This window comes from Ruminococcus sp. OM06-36AC, from assembly GCF_003438725.1.
Taxonomy (GTDB): Bacteria; Bacillota; Clostridia; order Oscillospirales; family Ruminococcaceae; genus Ruminococcus_C; species Ruminococcus_C callidus.
Window position 1 is genome coordinate 97,198 of record NZ_QSTT01000003.1, and the last position, 17,058, is coordinate 114,255.

Consider the following 17,058-nt stretch of genomic DNA (forward strand, 5'->3'; position numbering starts at 1 on the left):
CAAAGTCGCCAGACGCTCTTTGTGCGGTATTGCCTAAGGACTTGTACAAAACAGATTTTTATGCGGCACAGCCTTCCAGCATGTCGAGGTCGTCCTCATCATCTTCCATGGCAATTCTGTGTGCCTCGATCTCGCTTCCGTATTCTTCGATGCCGTCCGGACTTGCGTGGTTCAGTTCGAAGTATTCTTCGTCGTCATCATCTTCTTGTGCATGCATTGTGGAGTGAACGATTTCTTTCTGCTCAATGCAGTTTCCGATCTCAAAATCCAGTATGTTGTGATACAGATCGGAAAAATCGTCTTTGTACAAATCCGGATCATCATCAAAAGCCTGCAATGTGGATTCCTTTATATACGGATCCAGAAAGCCCACCTGATACGCTTTGTTTTTCAGTGTATACGTCGAGAACGGAGCATCTTTCAGTTCCGGAACCGACTCTACAAAGGGCAGGAAGCTTTCCGTGATCTTGTCCAGAATCTTGCTGCTGAAGAACGCCAGACCAGAAACATAAATATAACTCATATCTACGGCACTGACCTTGTCAATGTAATCGGCAAGTTCTACGTTGCAGCATTCCAGATAATCGAGAAACTTATAGTATTCCCAGTAAAAGTAAATTCTTTCATTCTGGTCAATTTTGTCCTCTTGGATTCTGCTGCGGAGCGTGCTGTAGAAGATCTGATCGAACTGCTGGCTGACGTACTGCGAAACCGGCTTATCGTCTACCTGTTTCCGTTCATTCATCAGCTTTTTGGTGGTATCCAGAGCCAAGAAGTCACTCAACAGAATGGTTTTTCCTGTCGTATCTTCATTCAAAACAAAATTGATGTAATTGGTGATCTGCTTGTTCACTCTGCTTCCGAATGTCAGCTTTCTGCGAATGAACCATACCGCAACAGGAAGCACGCAGAACAACAACATCAAAAAAACGCTGGTGTCTGCAAACCAACCTACAACAAGGGACATGTAAAACATGTACGCATAACCAAGTACCACGATCTTAATGATTTTCTTCGCAAGTGCACCTGCCTTTTTGGCAATGGCCTTTCCGCCGAAAATCAAAACCAGAGCGATAATGATACCAATGATAATAAACGGCATCGATCATTCCCCCTTACGCACTCAGACCCAGCTGCGTGCATGCTTCTTCTTCTCTTTCTGCCGCAGTTTCTGTAATATCCACCATTTTGCCGTCTGCCAGCTTGAGTGCCTGCTCTCTGATGTCTGCCGGTATCTCGTCTTCTGATACAAACGTCTGCTTTATCACGGTGTTTTTCAAAAACGTACCGTCATCTTGTCGGGTATAGTTATAGGACAACTGTTGATACTCGTTTCCTACCTTCTTCAAAAATGTCTGTACACCAGAAACGATTACATGGAATGTAGCTTCTACGTATTTAATAGCAGTATCCAGCCACTTTGCCAGAAGCGAGAAGAATTTGCCGATAATCATTGCAAACTTACGGATTCCGTCTTTTACACGTCTGAAAAAATCCGCAGCAAGCGTCGCAAATTTTTTCAGTTGCTGACCAATCCACGAGATTCCCTTATCGATTTTTTCTCCCAGTTTACTAAAAAACCCCATGTGTTACTCCTTTTCCGTCTTGATCTGGGGTGTTTCCACGTCCAGCTCCATGACTTCAGTCTTGATCTTTTCCAGCTGTTCCTGCGTTTCCGCATCTTCTGTAAATTCGCTGAACTTCACCTCGCGGTGCAGCGGATACAGCTGAAAATTCTTTTCCGTCTTGAATTGATCCTTGAAGTAGAGTGCAGCGTCTACGTTGACAACAAATGTTTCCTTGTCTTTGTCTTCCTCACACTTTGTCGCCGTAAATTTGCACTTGCCGCCCACGTAGATCAAGCCCTCTTTTCGGGCGTGACTGATGACCTGCTGATCTATGTCCTTACCTGTCTGCTCGAGGAATTCGTTCCATGTGACAGGCTTCTTCGGGGCAGCCGCAGGGACAGACGCGGTGTTTCCGTTTGCACCTGCCTTGCTGACTTCCTCATCGATCATGTTTGCCAGTCGTTCAAAAAATCCAGCCATTTTCTTCACCTCACTGATAGTTGCTCAAAAGTTGTGCTTCGATGTCTTCTGTCAGTTCCAGAGAATCGCTGTCTTCCATTTCCATTCTGTCATAGATCTCGTCCGGAATCTTGTCCGCAGGAATTTCTCTGGAAACCTCTGTCACCTGCCATTTTTCACCGACCTTGGAATAGTTCTTGGAAATCTCCTTCCCGATATTCTTCCGCACGTCAGAAAGAAATGTTTTGCAGCCGATCAGTACACCCTTGACCACCCGCTGTGCAACCTCACCGATCTTGGACAGCCATTTGATGATACTGTCGTAAAATGCGTCCAACAGTGTCAGAACCACACAGGCTCCGACTGCAGCAAGTACTGAAAACAATATCATTTTAGTTCACCTCCTGAAATTCTTTTGATTTATTTACAATATCTTTCGGTACTTCCGATTCCGGAACTATCTCGGATTTTGTAATCTTAACATCTCTGGGGCTTCCGCTTTTGTTCGCCTTTTTGCTCTTGACGATCTCCGCAACGGCATCTTCAAAGTCCGCCTGCTTCACAAACGATTCCTGATTCTTCGCCGCTTTCAGGGCAGCTTTCAGCACCGCATTGGAAATATCGCTGCCGCTTACGCCGTCATACTTTTCGGCAATCTCGGAAATACGAAGGTCTGTCGGCATTTCCTGCGGAATGTACAGCCGCCACAGCTTTTCCCGCAAAGACTTGTCCGGCAGATCAAACCGGATATGGTACTGGATCCGCCGCATAAATGCGGGATCGTAGTTGCTGATAAAGTTGGTGGCAAATATCACCATGCCCTCATAGTCATTCAGCAGTGTCAGCAGCACCGAACGGGTCTGGTTCACGCTGACATCTGTGGAACTGGACATATTGGTCACACGCTTGCTCAGCAGTGCATCTGCTTCGTCAAAGAAAATGATGATGTCTTTTTCTGAGGCAGTGTGGAAAAGATTTGTCAGGTTCTTGCTGGTTTCGCCTACATACTTGGATTCAATATCCGCATAATTGACGCAGATCATTTCCTTGTGCAGAGCGTTGGCAATTGCGTGGGCAGCCATGGTCTTTCCGGTTCCCGGCTCTCCGTAAAGGTTGATGAACAGGCTTTTCCGCTGTTTCATCACGGATTGCAGGTTCCAGTCCACAAATACCTTGTTCCAGTATTCTTTCGCTTTGATGACCGTCTGCAATTCGTCCAAGTTGCTCTCCGACAAGATCAGATCCGAAAGCCGGTACTTGGGCTTGGAAACCATGAAGCTTATGGACTGCTTCTCCGGCTGCGGCGGCTGCGGTTTCGGCTTCGGCTTGGTTACGGGTGGACTGCTTTTGGTTGGCACTAATGGCATCAGAATAACTCCCTTTCTCAAAATGGATTGATTATCTAGGAAAACGCTGAATAAAGCCCGCCTGACGGCTTTGTACGCAATCTGCTTGCAGATTTTCCGTCATATTGCCCAGAAATACCTTGCCATACGACAGTATGCCTGCGGAATTTCTATGCAATCTGCCGAAAAATCTGACTACGCATCTTACGCACAAGCTTTATTCAGTGTTTCCCTAGGGCAGCACGACACAAAGCCTGTGCTGCCTTAAAATCTGTTGGGATCCTGTCCGTTTTCTATACTGCCTGACAATTGGATTTTTTGCCACAAAACATGCATATTCTTATTATATACCATATTTTTTCTTATGTCAAGTTGTTTTTCAGCTTTTACACTGTTTACAATCCAAAAATGCCTGTATACTCTTAATATAAGGAGGTACAGCAGTATGATTCTCGACTACCAACAAATCGGTAAAAATCTTGCAAGGCGACGAAAAGAGCTACGGTTAAAGCAATATGAAGTTTGCGAACGTGCCAAAATCAATGACAAATACCTTTCCTGCATTGAAACCGCACGTTCCATTCCCAGCTTGGAGGTCTTTTTGAAATTATGTACTGCCTTGGAAACCACACCGGATCACATTCTTCTCGGTACTGTCCGTCAAACAGATTATTCGAAAGATGATGCGATCCTGCTGGAAAAATTTCAAAATCTTTCTCCTGACAACAAACGTCTTTGCCTTGCATTCATGGACCTGCTCTCTGATCGCTTTCAGGAGCATTAGGGAGATACCAAACGGACTTGATTCAGCGTTCCTCTTCCGTCCATGCTTTTATTATACACAGGAAGCCAGACAGACGCTTGTCCGTTCAAAAACAGTTTACAGGTACTCGCCAAAAAAATCCGCTGCGAAATGATCCCGCAGCGGATTTTTTCGTTTTTTCCTTTGTGTTTATGACAAATTTCCCATTTTTTCTTGCAAAAGTGCAGGAAACTATGGTATAATAATTATATCAACGGACAGCTAACGCTGTCAGACAGGAGCATGACTATGAGTATACACAAACGCATTCCGGCTCTGCTGCTGGGTGTGATCCTGCTGTTTGCAGGAATCCCCGCAGGCAGCATTTCTGCACAGGCAGCAGACACGACGCAACAGCTAAACAACATCGTTCTGTTTGCCCAGTTTCCAGATGCCGACACAGACAACTTTATGGCAGACAAGACGGACACGGCGATCGCCATTTGCAACGACACCAGCACACCGCGTTCTCTCACCAGCTATATCGACGCCATTTCCTATGGCAAGCTGCACGTGAACTCTTATTTCCCGCAGCTTTCCGACGGCGTGATCCAGCCCTACATTCTTCAGAATTCCAAAGCGGAATACACCAACTATGAACAGTACGCCATTGAAATGGTGCAGAATATCCGGATTCCTGACAGCATACCGCTGGACGGCAATCAGGACGGCATGACAGACAACATCACACTGGTGATCGACGGACGGGCAGAGTCTATGGGTGACCCGCTTTGGGCAAAAGCTTTCCAGGTGGGCGGACTGTATCTTGGAGATACCCCTGTAGGCAGCATCAACCTGATGAGCAGCTACACACTGCTCAGTTCCACTATTTTCAGCGGCGTGGGAACACTCTGCCATGAGTTCCTGCACAGTATCGGTTATCCCGACCTCTACCGCAAAGACAGTTCTTCCGGCAACCCTGTGGGACAGTGGGATCTTATGGCAACCAACTCCATCTTTCTGCAATACCCTCTCGCCTATCAGCGTTACGCGGTTTCCGGCTGGCTGGACGCGAAAACTATTACCACTGCCGGCACCTACACATTACAGCCGGCATCTTCCAGCACAGGCGATCGGCTCTATCTGCTGAAAACGCCGTTTTCAGACACGGAATTTTTTGCGGTGGAATACCGTATTCCCGGAAAGCAGTACTCCGAAGAACTGGACTGCAAGATCTACGGCGAGGGCATGGTAGTCTATCGTGTCAACACTGCCGTACAGGGCAACTATCGAAGTGATACTGACGGCATCTACGTATTCCGACCCGATGAAACCACGCTGAATGCCGGCGGCGGTGACCTGACACGTTCCTGCTACGGCGGCAAAAACGCACCGGATTCGATCGGTTCCACAGATCTGGAAAGCACCTTTGCAGACGGTGCCCTGGTCTATTCCGACGGCACCAACAGCGGCATCGCTCTCCATGACATTCAGCTGAACGGTGACGGCACATTAAGCTTTTCCGCCGACTTTGCCGATGTATCCGACCGGTTGTTGTGGCAGACCGTGGACAGCGTGAACTTTCCCGCAGACCAGACCGGCTACGACATGGTGACCGGCGATGACGGCAAGCTGTATCTGCTGTCCGCCAACACCGATGGTGCCACACTGTACTGTGTGGAAAACGACACCTTACAGCCAGTCAGCACTGTGCTTTCCGGTACTATGTACAACCCGAAGCTGGCATTCTCCAACGGTACGCCCTACCTGCTCTGGCAGGACAGCCAGTATTTCCTGCACCTGAACCGCTGGAACAGCACCTCCGGTGCATGGCAAGATTGCTGCACCGGCACAGAACTGGCTCAATATGCCGATATTGCCGCAGACAGCAGCGGCGTGTACGTGACCTACACCACCGGCTCGTTCCCCTATGTTCTTCACGCATTCCGGTTTGACAATGCCGCCGGCACCGTTTCCCTGCTGGGAGATGTCATTGCTGACAATGTCTGCAACATGGAGATCGCCGCTGCAAACGGCAGCATTGGCATCGGATACCGCGACCTGAACGACAACAATGTACCAAAGCTTGCCGTCTGGGACGGAACGGCCTGGAATACCACAACGCTTTCAGAACAGGACTGCGGCACGATTTCAGTTCTGGCAGACGGAAACAGCATCTGGATCGTTCCCTCCGGCGGCAAGACAGACGTTTTCCGCTGGGAATCCGGCACGGTTACAAATATTCCCCTGCCGGAAGCTGTCCAAGGACGGGCATTCCAGATGACACCGGCAGTGGCACAGGGAAACTTCTATATGACGGTAAACGCCCAGAATCCGGAAGAATTTGTCCTTTACGGATTAAACAAAGACGGCACATGGTCACTGACCGGCAACCCCATTGCACAGAGCATGGTAAACCAGCCGGTACTGGCAGCACAGAAGCAGGCTCTCTACTGCCTTTACGCCACCTCTGACTTGCAGATGCAGCTGAAAAAGCTGACACTGGAAACGGAAACACCGGCAGTTACCGGCGATGTCAACGGGGACGGTACAGCAAATCTGGCAGATGCAGTGCTGCTGCAAAAATACCTGCTGGGAGAAACTGCCCTGACAGCAGCACAGGCAAAGGCAGCTGATTTGCAGGCAGATGACAGCATCAACGGTTTCGATCTGGCTGTTCTGCGACAGCTTCTGACAAAGGTGGCATAATATGGATCTGAAACTTCTGCTGCAATATCCGAAGGCAGTACAGGTACTTCTGGCAGCACTGCAAAAAAGCCCTGCTTCTCTGCCGAAACTGGAAAAACTGCTGCCGCCGGAAATCCCTGCTGCGGCACTGCTCTCCGCCATGGAACAGGCAGGGTTTCTCACCAAAACCGGCAGCCGGTATGTTTTGCAACAGGAAGCACTGGAGCAGATGCAGCAGTTTTTGCAGCTATACGCCGCTGTGCAGAACCAACAGGCAGAACAGGACTTCACCCATTTTCTCGCCGCCCAACGGGAGGCAGAAACACAGCATGCAATGCTTGTCACAGAACTCGCCTTTTTTGAAAGCGTGGTTTCTGGAAACAGCGACACTGTGCATCTGCTGTACACACCCCTTGGCGGAAAAGGCTACGGCGAGCTGAGCCGTGACCCGCTGCGAAATCTGAAGTATCATCTGGTCATCACCATTTCCATGCTGACACGCTACTGCATTCAGGGCGGCATGCCGCAGGAAGAAGCATTCAATCTCAGCGACCTGTACATTCAGCGAACGGACACTGCCGTCAGTGAAGCACAGATCCATGTGCTGCACTATCAGGCAATACAGGATTTCACCGGCAAAATGCGGCGGCTGCAAGACAATACCCGCTATTCGCCGCTGGTGCTGAAAGCTATGGACTACATCAGCATTCACCTGCACAGCCGTATCTTTTTACAGGACGTTGCCGATGCTGCCGCAGTGAGTGCACCGCACTTATCCCGTCTGTTTCAGGCCGAAGTACACCTTAGCATCAGCGAATACATTGCCATTAAAAAAGTAGAAGCTGCCAAGAACCTGCTCCAGTACACCGAGCACACTGCCGCCTCGATCAGCAGCCTGCTCAGTTTCAGCTCTCAAAGCTATTTCATCAAGGTATTCCAAAAATACGTGGGCATGACCCCGAAAGAGTACCGGAAGCAGTTCCGTGACAGCACTCATTTCTGATAAGGCAACAGCATAAAACAACAGCCCCGCACTTCTCCGGAAAGAGAAATGCGGGGCTGTTTGCTTGGAATCAGCAGTTCAGAGAAGCCGAAACTGCGGGTTTGGAAATCCGCGTGGAACAGGTGCGGATTTCCTGTAAAAAGAAATGGAGATGAATAATGAAGCTAGCTTAGTTGGCTTTGGCTGTGCTCTGGTAGGTCACCCATTCATAGCTTGCAGTCAGAGGTGTCTTGCCGTCGAAAGGCTTCAGCCAGTCGTTGACACCAATTCCGGGCCATACGTTCATCATGATCTTGCCGGCAGTGGACGGGATATTGCTGGTGGCTGTGTAGACCGCCTTGCCGTCCACATACCATGTAATGTAATCCTTCTGCCAGTCGAATCCATAAGTATGATATCCCTCTGATGCATCAAAGCCCAGATCGTACATGTACTCATGATTGCCGACACCATTGGTGTAATAGTTGAGCTGTACCTTGGTGGTATCCTTACCCAGAACCTCTACATCGATCTCATCCCACGGGTTATTCTCCGAGGGGCCGGTATAGGTAAAGAACGAGGAAACCACGCCATCATTTTTGATTGCCTTCATGGAAGTTTCGTAATAACCATAGTGATAGTGCTCCAGAGAACGGTACTCTGCACCGGTATAGTTATACTGACCGGAACTGTCCTTGTCAATGGTCAGATTCAACACGCCGTTGTCGAAAGAAGTATTGTTCTTTGTCCAGCCGCAGTCAAAGGGATTGCCGTTTGTCCAGCCGTCCGAAGCTTCAAACAGACTGGTAGCACCCTTACGGAAATCTGCCAGTACTTCCGCATCGGCACTGGGTTCATTGCCCTTGGTGTCGTCCTTGCCGGAAGTATTGTCATCTTTCTGCACCAGCTTTTGCCGCAGCACTGCCAGATCAAAGCCGTTTACCGTATTGTTTGCCTGTACATCTGCTGCCTTTGCCTGTGTTTCTGTGAGAGAAACTTCTCCCAGCAGATACTTTTGCAGCAGTACAACATCCGCAGTGTTGACTGTCTGATCCTGATTTACATCGCCGGAAATGATGTCATCATGTCCCGGTGTTCTTGCGGTGCTGTTCATCGCCAGCAGACAGGTCAGCGGAGAGTTCCAGTAGATCGTGATCTCATTGGTGGAATAGCTTTCCCAATGGTCTACATAGCACTTTGCCGACGGAGAATTTGCACAGTATGCCTTTGCAGCACTGTCCTCCAGACCGGAATTGACACCGCCGACCAGCATACCTTTCATTGCCTGATTCTTGGCCATAGACGGTCTGTGGTGCGGGTGTTCCGGTGAAACCGTGCCATAGCCAGTCACGAAACACTCTCCCATTGCGTTATTGCCCAGCAGATAGTGGAGATTGCTGCGGGAAGTGTCCAGATAGGTGCTGTCCTCAGTCATCTGGTATGCCAGATTCAGGATCATGCCGGAAGTGGCAACGCCCATGTTGCTGCCCCAGTTATATTTGGAAACCGACACCCCATAAGGGTTGCTCTGGGAAAGACCTTTCATTTTGTCGGCTTCTTTCAGAATGGAAGTCTTTGCACGGGTGTAGAGGTCAGAGTTCGTATCCACACCGTCCATAGTGAGAATGGCAATATTACCATAGTCTCCCACTTCCATCCAGTCCATGCCATTCTGCACACGCATGCTTTCCAACGCAGTACGATATGTGTCCTCACCGGTAGCACGCCACATCTGTGCTGCTGCCCAGTAGCGTTCGTCAATATCGGAAGTGTCGCCATAATCACCAGTCGTAATGTCAGACGGATTAGAGAAGATAAAGTTGGGATTTTTTTGCAGGAATGCCCACGCGTTCTTTGCAGCATTCAGGCACTTTTCCGCAAAGTCCTTGTCGACCTTCTGGTAGTATTCATATGCCATTGCCATCGACGCACAGAAATCGGCAGTCGCTGTGGTGGAAACCGGCGTTACGATCAGTTCGTCCGTTTCCGTTTCCGGCATCACATAACCGGGGAAATTCTCGCAGCTGACCTTGTGGTGCACACCGCCGGTCTGGCTGTCCTGCATTTTCAGCATCCATTCCAGTTCATAGCGTGCCTCGTCCAGCACGTCCGGAACACCGTTGCCGCTTTCCGGAATGCCAATGCTGTCGCTGAACGACTCCGGATTGGCATCATAGGCAATCAGCAAGTCTGCCACAGACTTTGCACCGGGAACAACATATCTGCCGTAGTCGCCGGCATCATGCCAGCCGCCGCTGACATCGATTTTTTCGTTGGTGTGATAAACTGTTGCCAGCGTGTCATGGCAAGCCACATGCCCGAATGTGCTGTCCTTCACCTCCGTGCCGCACCGCTGGAGGTACAGCATTTTCACGCTGTCGTCCAGCAGACTGTCGTAAACGTCATTACCAATGGTGAACGAATACGACTGATCCAGACCGCCGCAGGTGATATAGTATGTACCAGCTTCTGTTACGGCGGAGAAATCTCCCGTCCAGTTGTTTTCATCGGCGGAAGAATAAAACGTCGGAGCCGACAGTTCCCCGGTATAAACCACCTGTCCGCTGTCTGCGTTGACGACGGAAAAACTGGTTTCACTGGTCACGTTGCGGAACACAGCTGTCTTGGTTTCGTCCGGCTGATAACCTACCTGATCGGTCATGATCGACGGAGCATAAGGCAGAACAGAAGTATAATCCACCTTGGAATCATCTACCAGTTCTACCTTTACATTGTCCAGATAAATAGTATGTGCCGGCAGATCTTCCTCGTTTTCCAGTCCGCAGTTGAACACCAGCTTGGACATGACATCTGAATCCTGCTTCATGGTGAATTCATAATCCACGGTCTGCGGTTCTGCGGTCAGATCAAGTCCTTTCCAGGTGTACGCCTGATAGGTGCCGCCATTCTGCTGGATCATGGCTTCCACATAACGGTCTGTGGTGGAAGAAATCTCATAGCTAACACGGTACACCCCGTTTTTGTACAAGGGGATAATATCATAGCTGCACTGTACAGAATAGTTCAGCTTTCCCACAGAATCGATTTGCAGGGCAAGCTTACCGTTTTCCGTAGTCAGGGACGCCTTTCCGCCGCTTGCCTGATAGGTGTCCCAGCCGCTAGTGCCGCTGTCAAATGTGGAGTTGCTGACCAGATTTTTCACTTCCGCAGAAGCCGGCATCGCTGCCAGACTACCCATGCTCAACACTGCCGCACAGAGCACTGCCAGACATTGCCGAAGTCCTTTGATTCGCATCATACTCATTTCCTCTCTTTCTGAAAACAGCATGCCGCTGTTTCTGTGTAATTTGTCTGCACAGAATGTATGAAAAACAATATCACATCTTCTGTGCAAACGGCTTTATGCGAACAATTCATTATCTTTAGTATACCACACCTTTCACAAGGATAATACTATTTTTCATGACAAAAGTAGTAATTTCATGATATGTTATCAAAAAAGACCTGACGAGAAAATTTCCCGTCAGGTCTAGTGTTTCCCTAAGGCAATACCGCACAAAGATTGTACGACAGATGCGTGCGGAAAGATGCGAAACAGGCTCTGAAGGGAAATTTGCAAGCAAATGGCGTGCAAAGTCGCCAGACGCTCTTTGTGCGGTATTGCCCTAACTCCACGTGTTCCTATGCCTTTTCATATAATGCCAGCATTTGATGCAGTTCTTCCTGCATTTCGTCCACCAGACTCTGCGGCGACAGCACCTTTACCCATGCCCCCTGCGACAGCAGATACATGATAATGCCGCGTCCGTGGTTGACTTCCGCTTCGATGATGCTGGTTCTGCCGTTTTGCTCCACTACCTTTGCTGTGGGCAGTCTGTCCAAAATCGCCTGTACCGACAAACCGGAAAAGGCAAACCGGATTCGCTCCGTCTTCCCGGGGAACAAAAACTGGTTCTTCTCCCGCAGATCGCCTTCGTCAAAGTCGTACTTCCGTTCCAGCGTAAAGTGTTCCTGATGCTCTGTCATCGACACAATGCGGTCTGCCCGAAAGAACTTCGGCAGATACTGGTCGTCGTCAAATGCATACGCGATCAGGTAAAAATAATACTCACTGAACATCAGCGAAACCGGTTTAATTTTCCGCTTGACGGCTTCCCGATTCATTTTGTAGTAAGTAACGGTGATCGGTCGCTTTTCATCAATGACCTGTATCAGTTTCCACAGCGTATCGATCAGCGAATTGCAGTCCGTCTTGACTTCGTGATAATGGTAAATTTCCTTGCGTACCAGCTTGTCAAATTTTTCCCGATCCTGTGTTGTGGTAAACCGTTTCAGCTTGGAGATCAGCCGCAGCACGTCTTCCTTGGGCAGACAACGGCTGCCCAGCATTACCTTTACCAATGCAAATAATTCCTTATTTTTGAGGAACTCCTCACAGTTCAGGTGATACGCTTTATCTTTATAGGAATACACCAGTTCCGCCTGCTGCATCAGGTCGCGGTGTTCCGCCAGAAATTCCTGTATTTTTCCAATGTCCCGTCCGATGCTCTTGGTAGACACGCCGTATTCCGCTGCCACTGCTTTTACAGAGATGGTTTCTCCCCGCAGCACCCGAAAGAAAAGTTCCAGCATACGGCTGTTTTTTTCAGTTTCCATGATGATGCCTCCTTTTCTTTCATTATAGCACAGCAGCGGGACAGCGGTCTGTCTGTTCAAAAAGAATTCAGAACGTATTTACACAAAAATGAGATGCACGTTTTTGCGGCAAAATTTTATGCCAGCGGTATTGCCTTAAAAATCACTTCGCCTGCACCATTTCGATTGCCTTTTTCAGCTGCGGGTCTTTTTCTGGATTCGGATCGCTGTAGTCCACTGCATCTTCTCCGGCTTCCACGATCTCGTCCGGCTTGATGCCTACCTTGTGATAACACTCCCCCTTGGTGGTCTGATAAGTTGCCACCGTCAGTGTCAGTGCTCCGCCGGAAGGCATGGACTGTGTCACCTGCATGATACCCTTGCCGAATGTCTGCGTTCCCACAACGGAAGCCTTTCCGAAATCCCGCAGCGAAGCGGTGAACAGTTCTGCTGCACTGGCAGTGTTGCCGTTGACGATCACCGTCATGGGCAAGCTGCACTCTGTGGCATCTGATTCCACAAGCGTTTTGGTCGTGCCGTCCCGATAGGTGGCAATGGCGATCTCGCCCTCCGGCAGCAGCGGATCCAGAATCTTCTCCAGAGCCGACACCAGTCCGCCGCCGTCGTCCCGCAGATCGAATATCAACGCCTTTGCCCCGTTCTGCACCAGCCGGTCGTAGATTGCCTGAAACTGTTCCGGCGTGTTGCCTTTAAAGGAACTGATCCGGATATAGCCGATCTGTCCGTCCAGCATCTGTCCCTCGGCAGTCGTCACTTCGATGTTCTGCCGTTCCACGTCCAGTTCCAGTGTGTCGCCGTTCCGCTGAATCGTCAGCTGCACCGTGGTACCTGCTTCGCCTCGAATTTTAGACAGTGCTCCGGCGTAGCCCAGTTCTGCCAGATCTTCGCCCTCTACCTTGGTGAGAGTATCGCCCTGCTGCATACCGGCTTTTTCTGCCGGAGAATCTGCATTGACTTCCTCCACCTGCAAATAGCCCTCGTCTGTTTGTGTCACCGTTACGCCGATTCCCACGGTCTGACCAGCTTCCTCTGTCTGATAAGCCTGATATTCCTCACTGGTCATGTACTGGGAATAAGGATCGTCCAGACCGGCAACATAGCCTTTCATAGCCCCCTGCATAACGGCTTCGTCGTCCACGTCGGTATAATAGTTCTGCTTTACAGTCGCGGCAAGCTGCCGGAGTTCCCTGTACTCCGTGTTGCCGGCGTAGTTCCGATAAATGCCCAGTCCTGTTCCTACGGCAAGCACACCGCAAAGACAGAACAGCAGGATCAGTGTCGATTTCCGCACCGGCACTGTTTTTTCCTTTGGCATATCCTCCTGCATTGCATCTGATTGTTTTCGCATATAACCTACAATCCTTTCTTCCAAAAAAGGCAGAGGACTGCAAACGCATACCCCTGCCTTTTTCATTTTCTCAAAAATGCATTTTGATTACAGATACTTCATCGGATCCACCTTGGTGCCGTTGACACGCACTTCAAAGTGCAGGTGGAAACCAGTGGAAAAGCCTGTGCTTCCCACATAGCCGATGGTCTGTCCGGCACTGACGGTCTGTCCGGCAGAAACAGCCACCGATGCCATATGTCCGTACAACGTAGAATATGTACCGTCATGCTGGATAATGACATAGTTGCCGTAGCCGCCGCCGCAGCCGCAGCTGCCGCTTTTCGGATAGTTGTGGGAGCAGCCGGTTACAACACGAACGACTGTGCCGCCCTTTGCTGCAACGATCGCTGCACCGGCATTGCCGCCGGCAATATCAATTGCACCGTGTGTGGTACCCCAGCGGTTGCCGAAGGTACTGGAAATGGTATAGAATCCCGGGCAGGGCCATGTGAAGCCGCCGCCGGACGGTGCAACACTGCCGCTGTCGTCGCTGGAAGAATCTGAACTGCTGCTGGAAGAACTGTTCGAACTGCTGGAGCTGCTGGAATTGTCCTTCTGGCTGTTCGAAGAAGATGTATCGTCATTTTTCGAAGAAGAGCTGCTGCCGGAGGACTGATTCTTCTTGGCTTCCTCCTGCTGCTGTTGCTTCTGGGCTTCCAGCTTCTTCTTGGCTTCTTCTGCCGCAGCTGCTTCTTCCCGCTTCTTCTTTTCAGCTTCCGCAGCCGCTGCAATTGCTGCCTTGATCTGGTCTTCTTCTGCGTCCAGAGCCTTGTTGTTTTCTTTCAGTGTTGCCACATCGCCGTTCAGCTGCTCTTTCTGCCGCTGCATCTGCTCCTTGGCTTCATCGGTTTCAGAATAGGTCTGCTGGAGATCCTCGATTGCCGCCTTGAATTCTTCCTTCTTGGCCTGCTGGTCTTCCTGCTGGCTTTCCAGATCGGACTTTTCTGTTTCCAGTTCCGCCTTCTTTGCGTTGCAGGTTTCCAGCTTGTCCTTCAGGTCGTTGACCAGCTGGTTGTCATGATTTGCCACACGGGACATCAGTTCATACTTGGAAAGCAGGTCGTAGAAGTCAGTCGCACCTACCAGAGCCGAAGCCAGACTGTCATTGCCCTGTACGTACATGGCACGAAGCCGCATCTTGAACTCGTCCAGTCCAATGGCAATATCGGCTTCCATGACCTTGATGTCATCTTCCGCCTGTGAAATTGCCTGTGTGGTTTCGTCGATAGACTGAGCAATGCGATCCAGTTCCTGTGAAACGATGTCCAGATTGCTCTGCTGCAGGGTGATCTTTTCCTGCAAAGTCTTCTGGTACGCTTCCTTTTCTTCCAGATCAGACTGCAAAGAATCCAGTTCTTTCTGCTTCTCTGCGATCTTCTTTTCGTTGCTCTTGCGTTCTTCCTGTAATTCTGCCAGCGTCTTTGCCGATACCGGAATATCCCTGATCGGTGTCCAGTTTGCTGCCATGCCGCCTGTCAGAATGGTCATGCAAAGCAACGCACTGGTAAAACGCAGACTCAGATGTTTCTTCTTACTCATAGAAAATAGCCTCCTAAGATGTGCATCGGCATTGTTTTAAACATTCAGGTGCTTCCGCATAGAGATCATACTGCCGAACGCTCCGAACAGCGTACCGGACAGCAGATATGCCAGAGCCACCTTCCATGCCAGTGCACGGAACGGAATGATGCTGCCCATGCCGATCACAGACAGGAATTCCACCTGTCCGGTCAGCAGGCCGACCAGCGAATCATAGCCGAACCAAGTGATCGCCAGTGCAACGCCACCAGCAAGCAAGCCGGTAATCATACCCTCCACGAAAAACGGGATACGGATAAAAGAGTTGGTTGCACCAACGTATTTCATGATCTGAATTTCTTCCCGCCGTGCGAAAACGCTCGCCTTTGTGGCATTGGAAACGATCACAACGGAAATGACGACCAATGCTGCAATGATCACACCGAATACAACAGTCACGATCTTCCGTACCTCGGTCAGAACGTTGACAAAGTCCATGGGAGCACGGATCGAATCAATGTGATCCAGTTCCTCTACCTGTGTAATCGTTGCAGAAATCTGTGAAATATCTTCAACACGGATCCGATAGCTGTCGATCAGCGGGTTGTCGTCCCCCAGTGAATCGAACAGCACTTCATAATCCGACATGCTGTTTTTCAGATCTTCAAACGCCTGCTCCTTGGAGTAAAAAGAAATCTCCGAAATGTTCGGAATCTGTGCCAATTCCGATTGAAAATCTGCAAGTTCCTGATCTGAAGTACCCTCGTCCATATAGATAATGACTTCATTTTTATCTTCTACGCCGCCGATCATAGAGGTCAGGTTCATATAAAACAACACCGACATACCCACCAGCAGCAGTGAAACCAACAGCACACAGAATGAAGCGAATGCCATCATCCGGTTTTTCCAGATGTTTTCCACACCCTGTCCAATCAGGTACTTGAAACCACTAGCTTTCATGGATCAGATTCCCTCCAATCACTTCGTCAAAGACGATCTGTCCCTGATCGATATTGATGATCCGTCCGCCGAACTGCCGCACCAGACTGTGTTCATGGGTTACCATCAGAATGGTGGTCCCGATGTCGTTGATGCCCTGCAGCAGTTCTACGATCTCATAAGAAAGTTCCGGATCGATGTTTCCCGTCGGCTCGTCCGCAATAATCAGCTGCGGGTCGTTGACCAATGCACGGGCAATTGCCACACGCTGCTTTTCGCCGCCGGACAGCTCGTCCGGATAGGCATATGTCTTGTCCTGCAAACCTACCAGACCGATTACATACGGCACACGCTTCCGGATATATTTCGTCGGTGCATCGATTACCCGCAGCACGAATGCCACGTTTTCATACACTGTCATAGACGGAATCAGCCGGAAGTCCTGAAAGACAAACCCAATGGTACGCCGCAGGGCAGGAATCCGCCGCCGCCGGAGTTTGTTCAGGTTATAGCCGTTGACACTGATCGAACCGCTGGTCGGGTTGATCTCTTTTAAGATCAGTTTGATCATGGTGCTTTTTCCGGCACCGGACGCACCAACTACAAAGGCAAAGTCTCCGTCATTGATTTTCAAGTTGACATTGTGCAGTGCATCTACGCCGCTGGAGTATGTCACAGACACGTTCTTCAGTTCAACCATAGTTCACACACATCCTTTCTCTGGGCACTTCCGGCAGACCGCCGGAAATACCGTTTCAGTTGATCGCAGACATCCACTTTTTCGGACAGCACACACAGGTTTCCTG

14 protein-coding genes are annotated in these 17,058 nt (G+C 49.8%); 3 read left to right on the forward strand and 11 right to left on the reverse strand.

Annotated features, from left to right (window positions below; translation table 11 throughout):
- Positions 1 to 58: 58 nt before the first annotated feature.
- The 5 genes from DXB92_RS04090 to DXB92_RS04110 are packed head-to-tail and all read right to left on the reverse strand — an operon-like array spanning position 59 to position 3,394.
- Positions 59 to 1,102: a hypothetical protein gene (locus DXB92_RS04090; RefSeq protein ID WP_117732632.1), complete on the reverse strand. Its 1,044-nt coding sequence runs from the start codon at positions 1,100 to 1,102 to the stop codon at positions 59 to 61.
- Positions 1,103 to 1,115: 13 nt separating this feature from the next.
- Entirely contained in the window at positions 1,116 to 1,586 is a 471-nt protein-coding gene (locus tag DXB92_RS04095) for a hypothetical protein (RefSeq protein ID WP_021680651.1), read from the reverse strand.
- A 3-nt stretch (positions 1,587 to 1,589) separates the two neighbouring features.
- A complete protein-coding gene (locus tag DXB92_RS04100; RefSeq protein ID WP_117732634.1) occupies positions 1,590 to 2,048 on the reverse strand; it encodes a hypothetical protein in 459 nt (152 codons plus the stop codon).
- Between the two features lie 10 nt (positions 2,049 to 2,058).
- Entirely contained in the window at positions 2,059 to 2,418 is a 360-nt protein-coding gene (locus DXB92_RS04105; RefSeq protein ID WP_021680649.1) for a hypothetical protein, read from the reverse strand.
- A 1-nt stretch (position 2,419) separates the two neighbouring features.
- The gene (locus tag DXB92_RS04110; protein WP_040646472.1) at positions 2,420 to 3,394 is read right to left on the reverse strand and encodes an ATP-binding protein; all 975 of its coding nucleotides are present in this window, start codon (positions 3,392 to 3,394) and stop codon (positions 2,420 to 2,422) included.
- A gap of 424 nt (positions 3,395 to 3,818) precedes the next feature.
- Here DXB92_RS04110 and DXB92_RS04115 point away from each other — a divergent pair, with 424 nt between their 5' ends.
- The 3 genes from DXB92_RS04115 to DXB92_RS04125 all read left to right on the forward strand — a co-directional run bounded on the left by DXB92_RS04115 (position 3,819) and on the right by DXB92_RS04125 (position 7,806).
- Positions 3,819 to 4,157 carry a helix-turn-helix transcriptional regulator gene (locus DXB92_RS04115; RefSeq protein WP_021680647.1) on the forward strand — a complete coding sequence of 113 codons (339 nt, stop codon included), beginning with the start codon at positions 3,819 to 3,821 and terminating at the stop codon, positions 4,155 to 4,157.
- A 267-nt stretch (positions 4,158 to 4,424) separates the two neighbouring features.
- The gene (locus DXB92_RS04120) at positions 4,425 to 6,824 is read left to right on the forward strand and encodes a dockerin type I domain-containing protein (RefSeq protein WP_117732636.1); all 2,400 of its coding nucleotides are present in this window, start codon (positions 4,425 to 4,427) and stop codon (positions 6,822 to 6,824) included.
- A gap of 1 nt (position 6,825) precedes the next feature.
- A complete protein-coding gene (locus DXB92_RS04125; RefSeq protein WP_021680645.1) occupies positions 6,826 to 7,806 on the forward strand; it encodes a helix-turn-helix domain-containing protein in 981 nt (326 codons plus the stop codon).
- A gap of 169 nt (positions 7,807 to 7,975) precedes the next feature.
- Here DXB92_RS04125 and DXB92_RS04130 read toward each other — a convergent pair whose 3' ends face one another.
- The 6 genes from DXB92_RS04130 to ftsE form a co-directional block, all read right to left on the reverse strand.
- Positions 7,976 to 11,044, reverse strand: coding sequence for a glycoside hydrolase family 9 protein (locus DXB92_RS04130; protein WP_147330015.1), 3,069 nt, complete (start codon positions 11,042 to 11,044; stop codon positions 7,976 to 7,978).
- A 383-nt stretch (positions 11,045 to 11,427) separates the two neighbouring features.
- The gene (locus DXB92_RS04135; RefSeq protein ID WP_117732640.1) at positions 11,428 to 12,402 is read right to left on the reverse strand and encodes a WYL domain-containing protein; all 975 of its coding nucleotides are present in this window, start codon (positions 12,400 to 12,402) and stop codon (positions 11,428 to 11,430) included.
- 142 nt (positions 12,403 to 12,544) lie between these two features.
- Positions 12,545 to 13,750, reverse strand: a complete 1,206-nt coding sequence (locus DXB92_RS04140; RefSeq protein ID WP_181976891.1) for a S41 family peptidase — start codon at positions 13,748 to 13,750, stop codon at positions 12,545 to 12,547.
- A gap of 87 nt (positions 13,751 to 13,837) precedes the next feature.
- A complete protein-coding gene (locus tag DXB92_RS04145) occupies positions 13,838 to 15,331 on the reverse strand; it encodes a M23 family metallopeptidase (protein ID WP_117732644.1) in 1,494 nt (497 codons plus the stop codon).
- A gap of 36 nt (positions 15,332 to 15,367) precedes the next feature.
- Positions 15,368 to 16,273 carry a permease-like cell division protein FtsX gene (ftsX, locus tag DXB92_RS04150; RefSeq protein WP_117732646.1) on the reverse strand — a complete coding sequence of 302 codons (906 nt, stop codon included), beginning with the start codon at positions 16,271 to 16,273 and terminating at the stop codon, positions 15,368 to 15,370.
- Positions 16,263 to 16,952 (reverse strand): cell division ATP-binding protein FtsE, encoded by a 690-nt coding sequence (gene ftsE, locus DXB92_RS04155; protein WP_021680638.1) that lies wholly within the window; start codon positions 16,950 to 16,952, stop codon positions 16,263 to 16,265. The genes ftsX and ftsE overlap by 11 nt, the downstream gene beginning before the upstream one ends.
- Between the last annotated feature and the right edge of the window lie 106 nt (positions 16,953 to 17,058).

Bases quoted from the DNA above. Each gene is read 5' to 3' on its own strand.
- ftsX (WP_117732646.1), bottom strand. From the start codon at position 16,273: ATGAAAGCTAGTGGTTTCAAGTACCTGATTGGACAGGGTGTGGAAAAC.
- DXB92_RS04135 (WP_117732640.1), bottom strand. From the start codon at position 12,402: ATGGAAACTGAAAAAAACAGCCGTATGCTGGAACTTTTCTTTCGGGTG.
- DXB92_RS04100 (WP_117732634.1), bottom strand. From the start codon at position 2,048: ATGGCTGGATTTTTTGAACGACTGGCAAACATGATCGATGAGGAAGTC.
- DXB92_RS04120 (WP_117732636.1), top strand. From the start codon at position 4,425: ATGAGTATACACAAACGCATTCCGGCTCTGCTGCTGGGTGTGATCCTG.
- DXB92_RS04140 (WP_181976891.1), bottom strand. From the start codon at position 13,750: ATGCGAAAACAATCAGATGCAATGCAGGAGGATATGCCAAAGGAAAAA.
- DXB92_RS04095 (WP_021680651.1), bottom strand. From the start codon at position 1,586: ATGGGGTTTTTTAGTAAACTGGGAGAAAAAATCGATAAGGGAATCTCG.
- DXB92_RS04145 (WP_117732644.1), bottom strand. From the start codon at position 15,331: ATGAGTAAGAAGAAACATCTGAGTCTGCGTTTTACCAGTGCGTTGCTT.
- ftsE (WP_021680638.1), bottom strand. From the start codon at position 16,952: ATGGTTGAACTGAAGAACGTGTCTGTGACATACTCCAGCGGCGTAGAT.
- DXB92_RS04125 (WP_021680645.1), top strand. From the start codon at position 6,826: ATGGATCTGAAACTTCTGCTGCAATATCCGAAGGCAGTACAGGTACTT.
- DXB92_RS04110 (WP_040646472.1), bottom strand. From the start codon at position 3,394: ATGCCATTAGTGCCAACCAAAAGCAGTCCACCCGTAACCAAGCCGAAG.
- DXB92_RS04105 (WP_021680649.1), bottom strand. From the start codon at position 2,418: ATGATATTGTTTTCAGTACTTGCTGCAGTCGGAGCCTGTGTGGTTCTG.
- DXB92_RS04090 (WP_117732632.1), bottom strand. From the start codon at position 1,102: ATGCCGTTTATTATCATTGGTATCATTATCGCTCTGGTTTTGATTTTC.
- DXB92_RS04115 (WP_021680647.1), top strand. From the start codon at position 3,819: ATGATTCTCGACTACCAACAAATCGGTAAAAATCTTGCAAGGCGACGA.
- DXB92_RS04130 (WP_147330015.1), bottom strand. From the start codon at position 11,044: ATGATGCGAATCAAAGGACTTCGGCAATGTCTGGCAGTGCTCTGTGCG.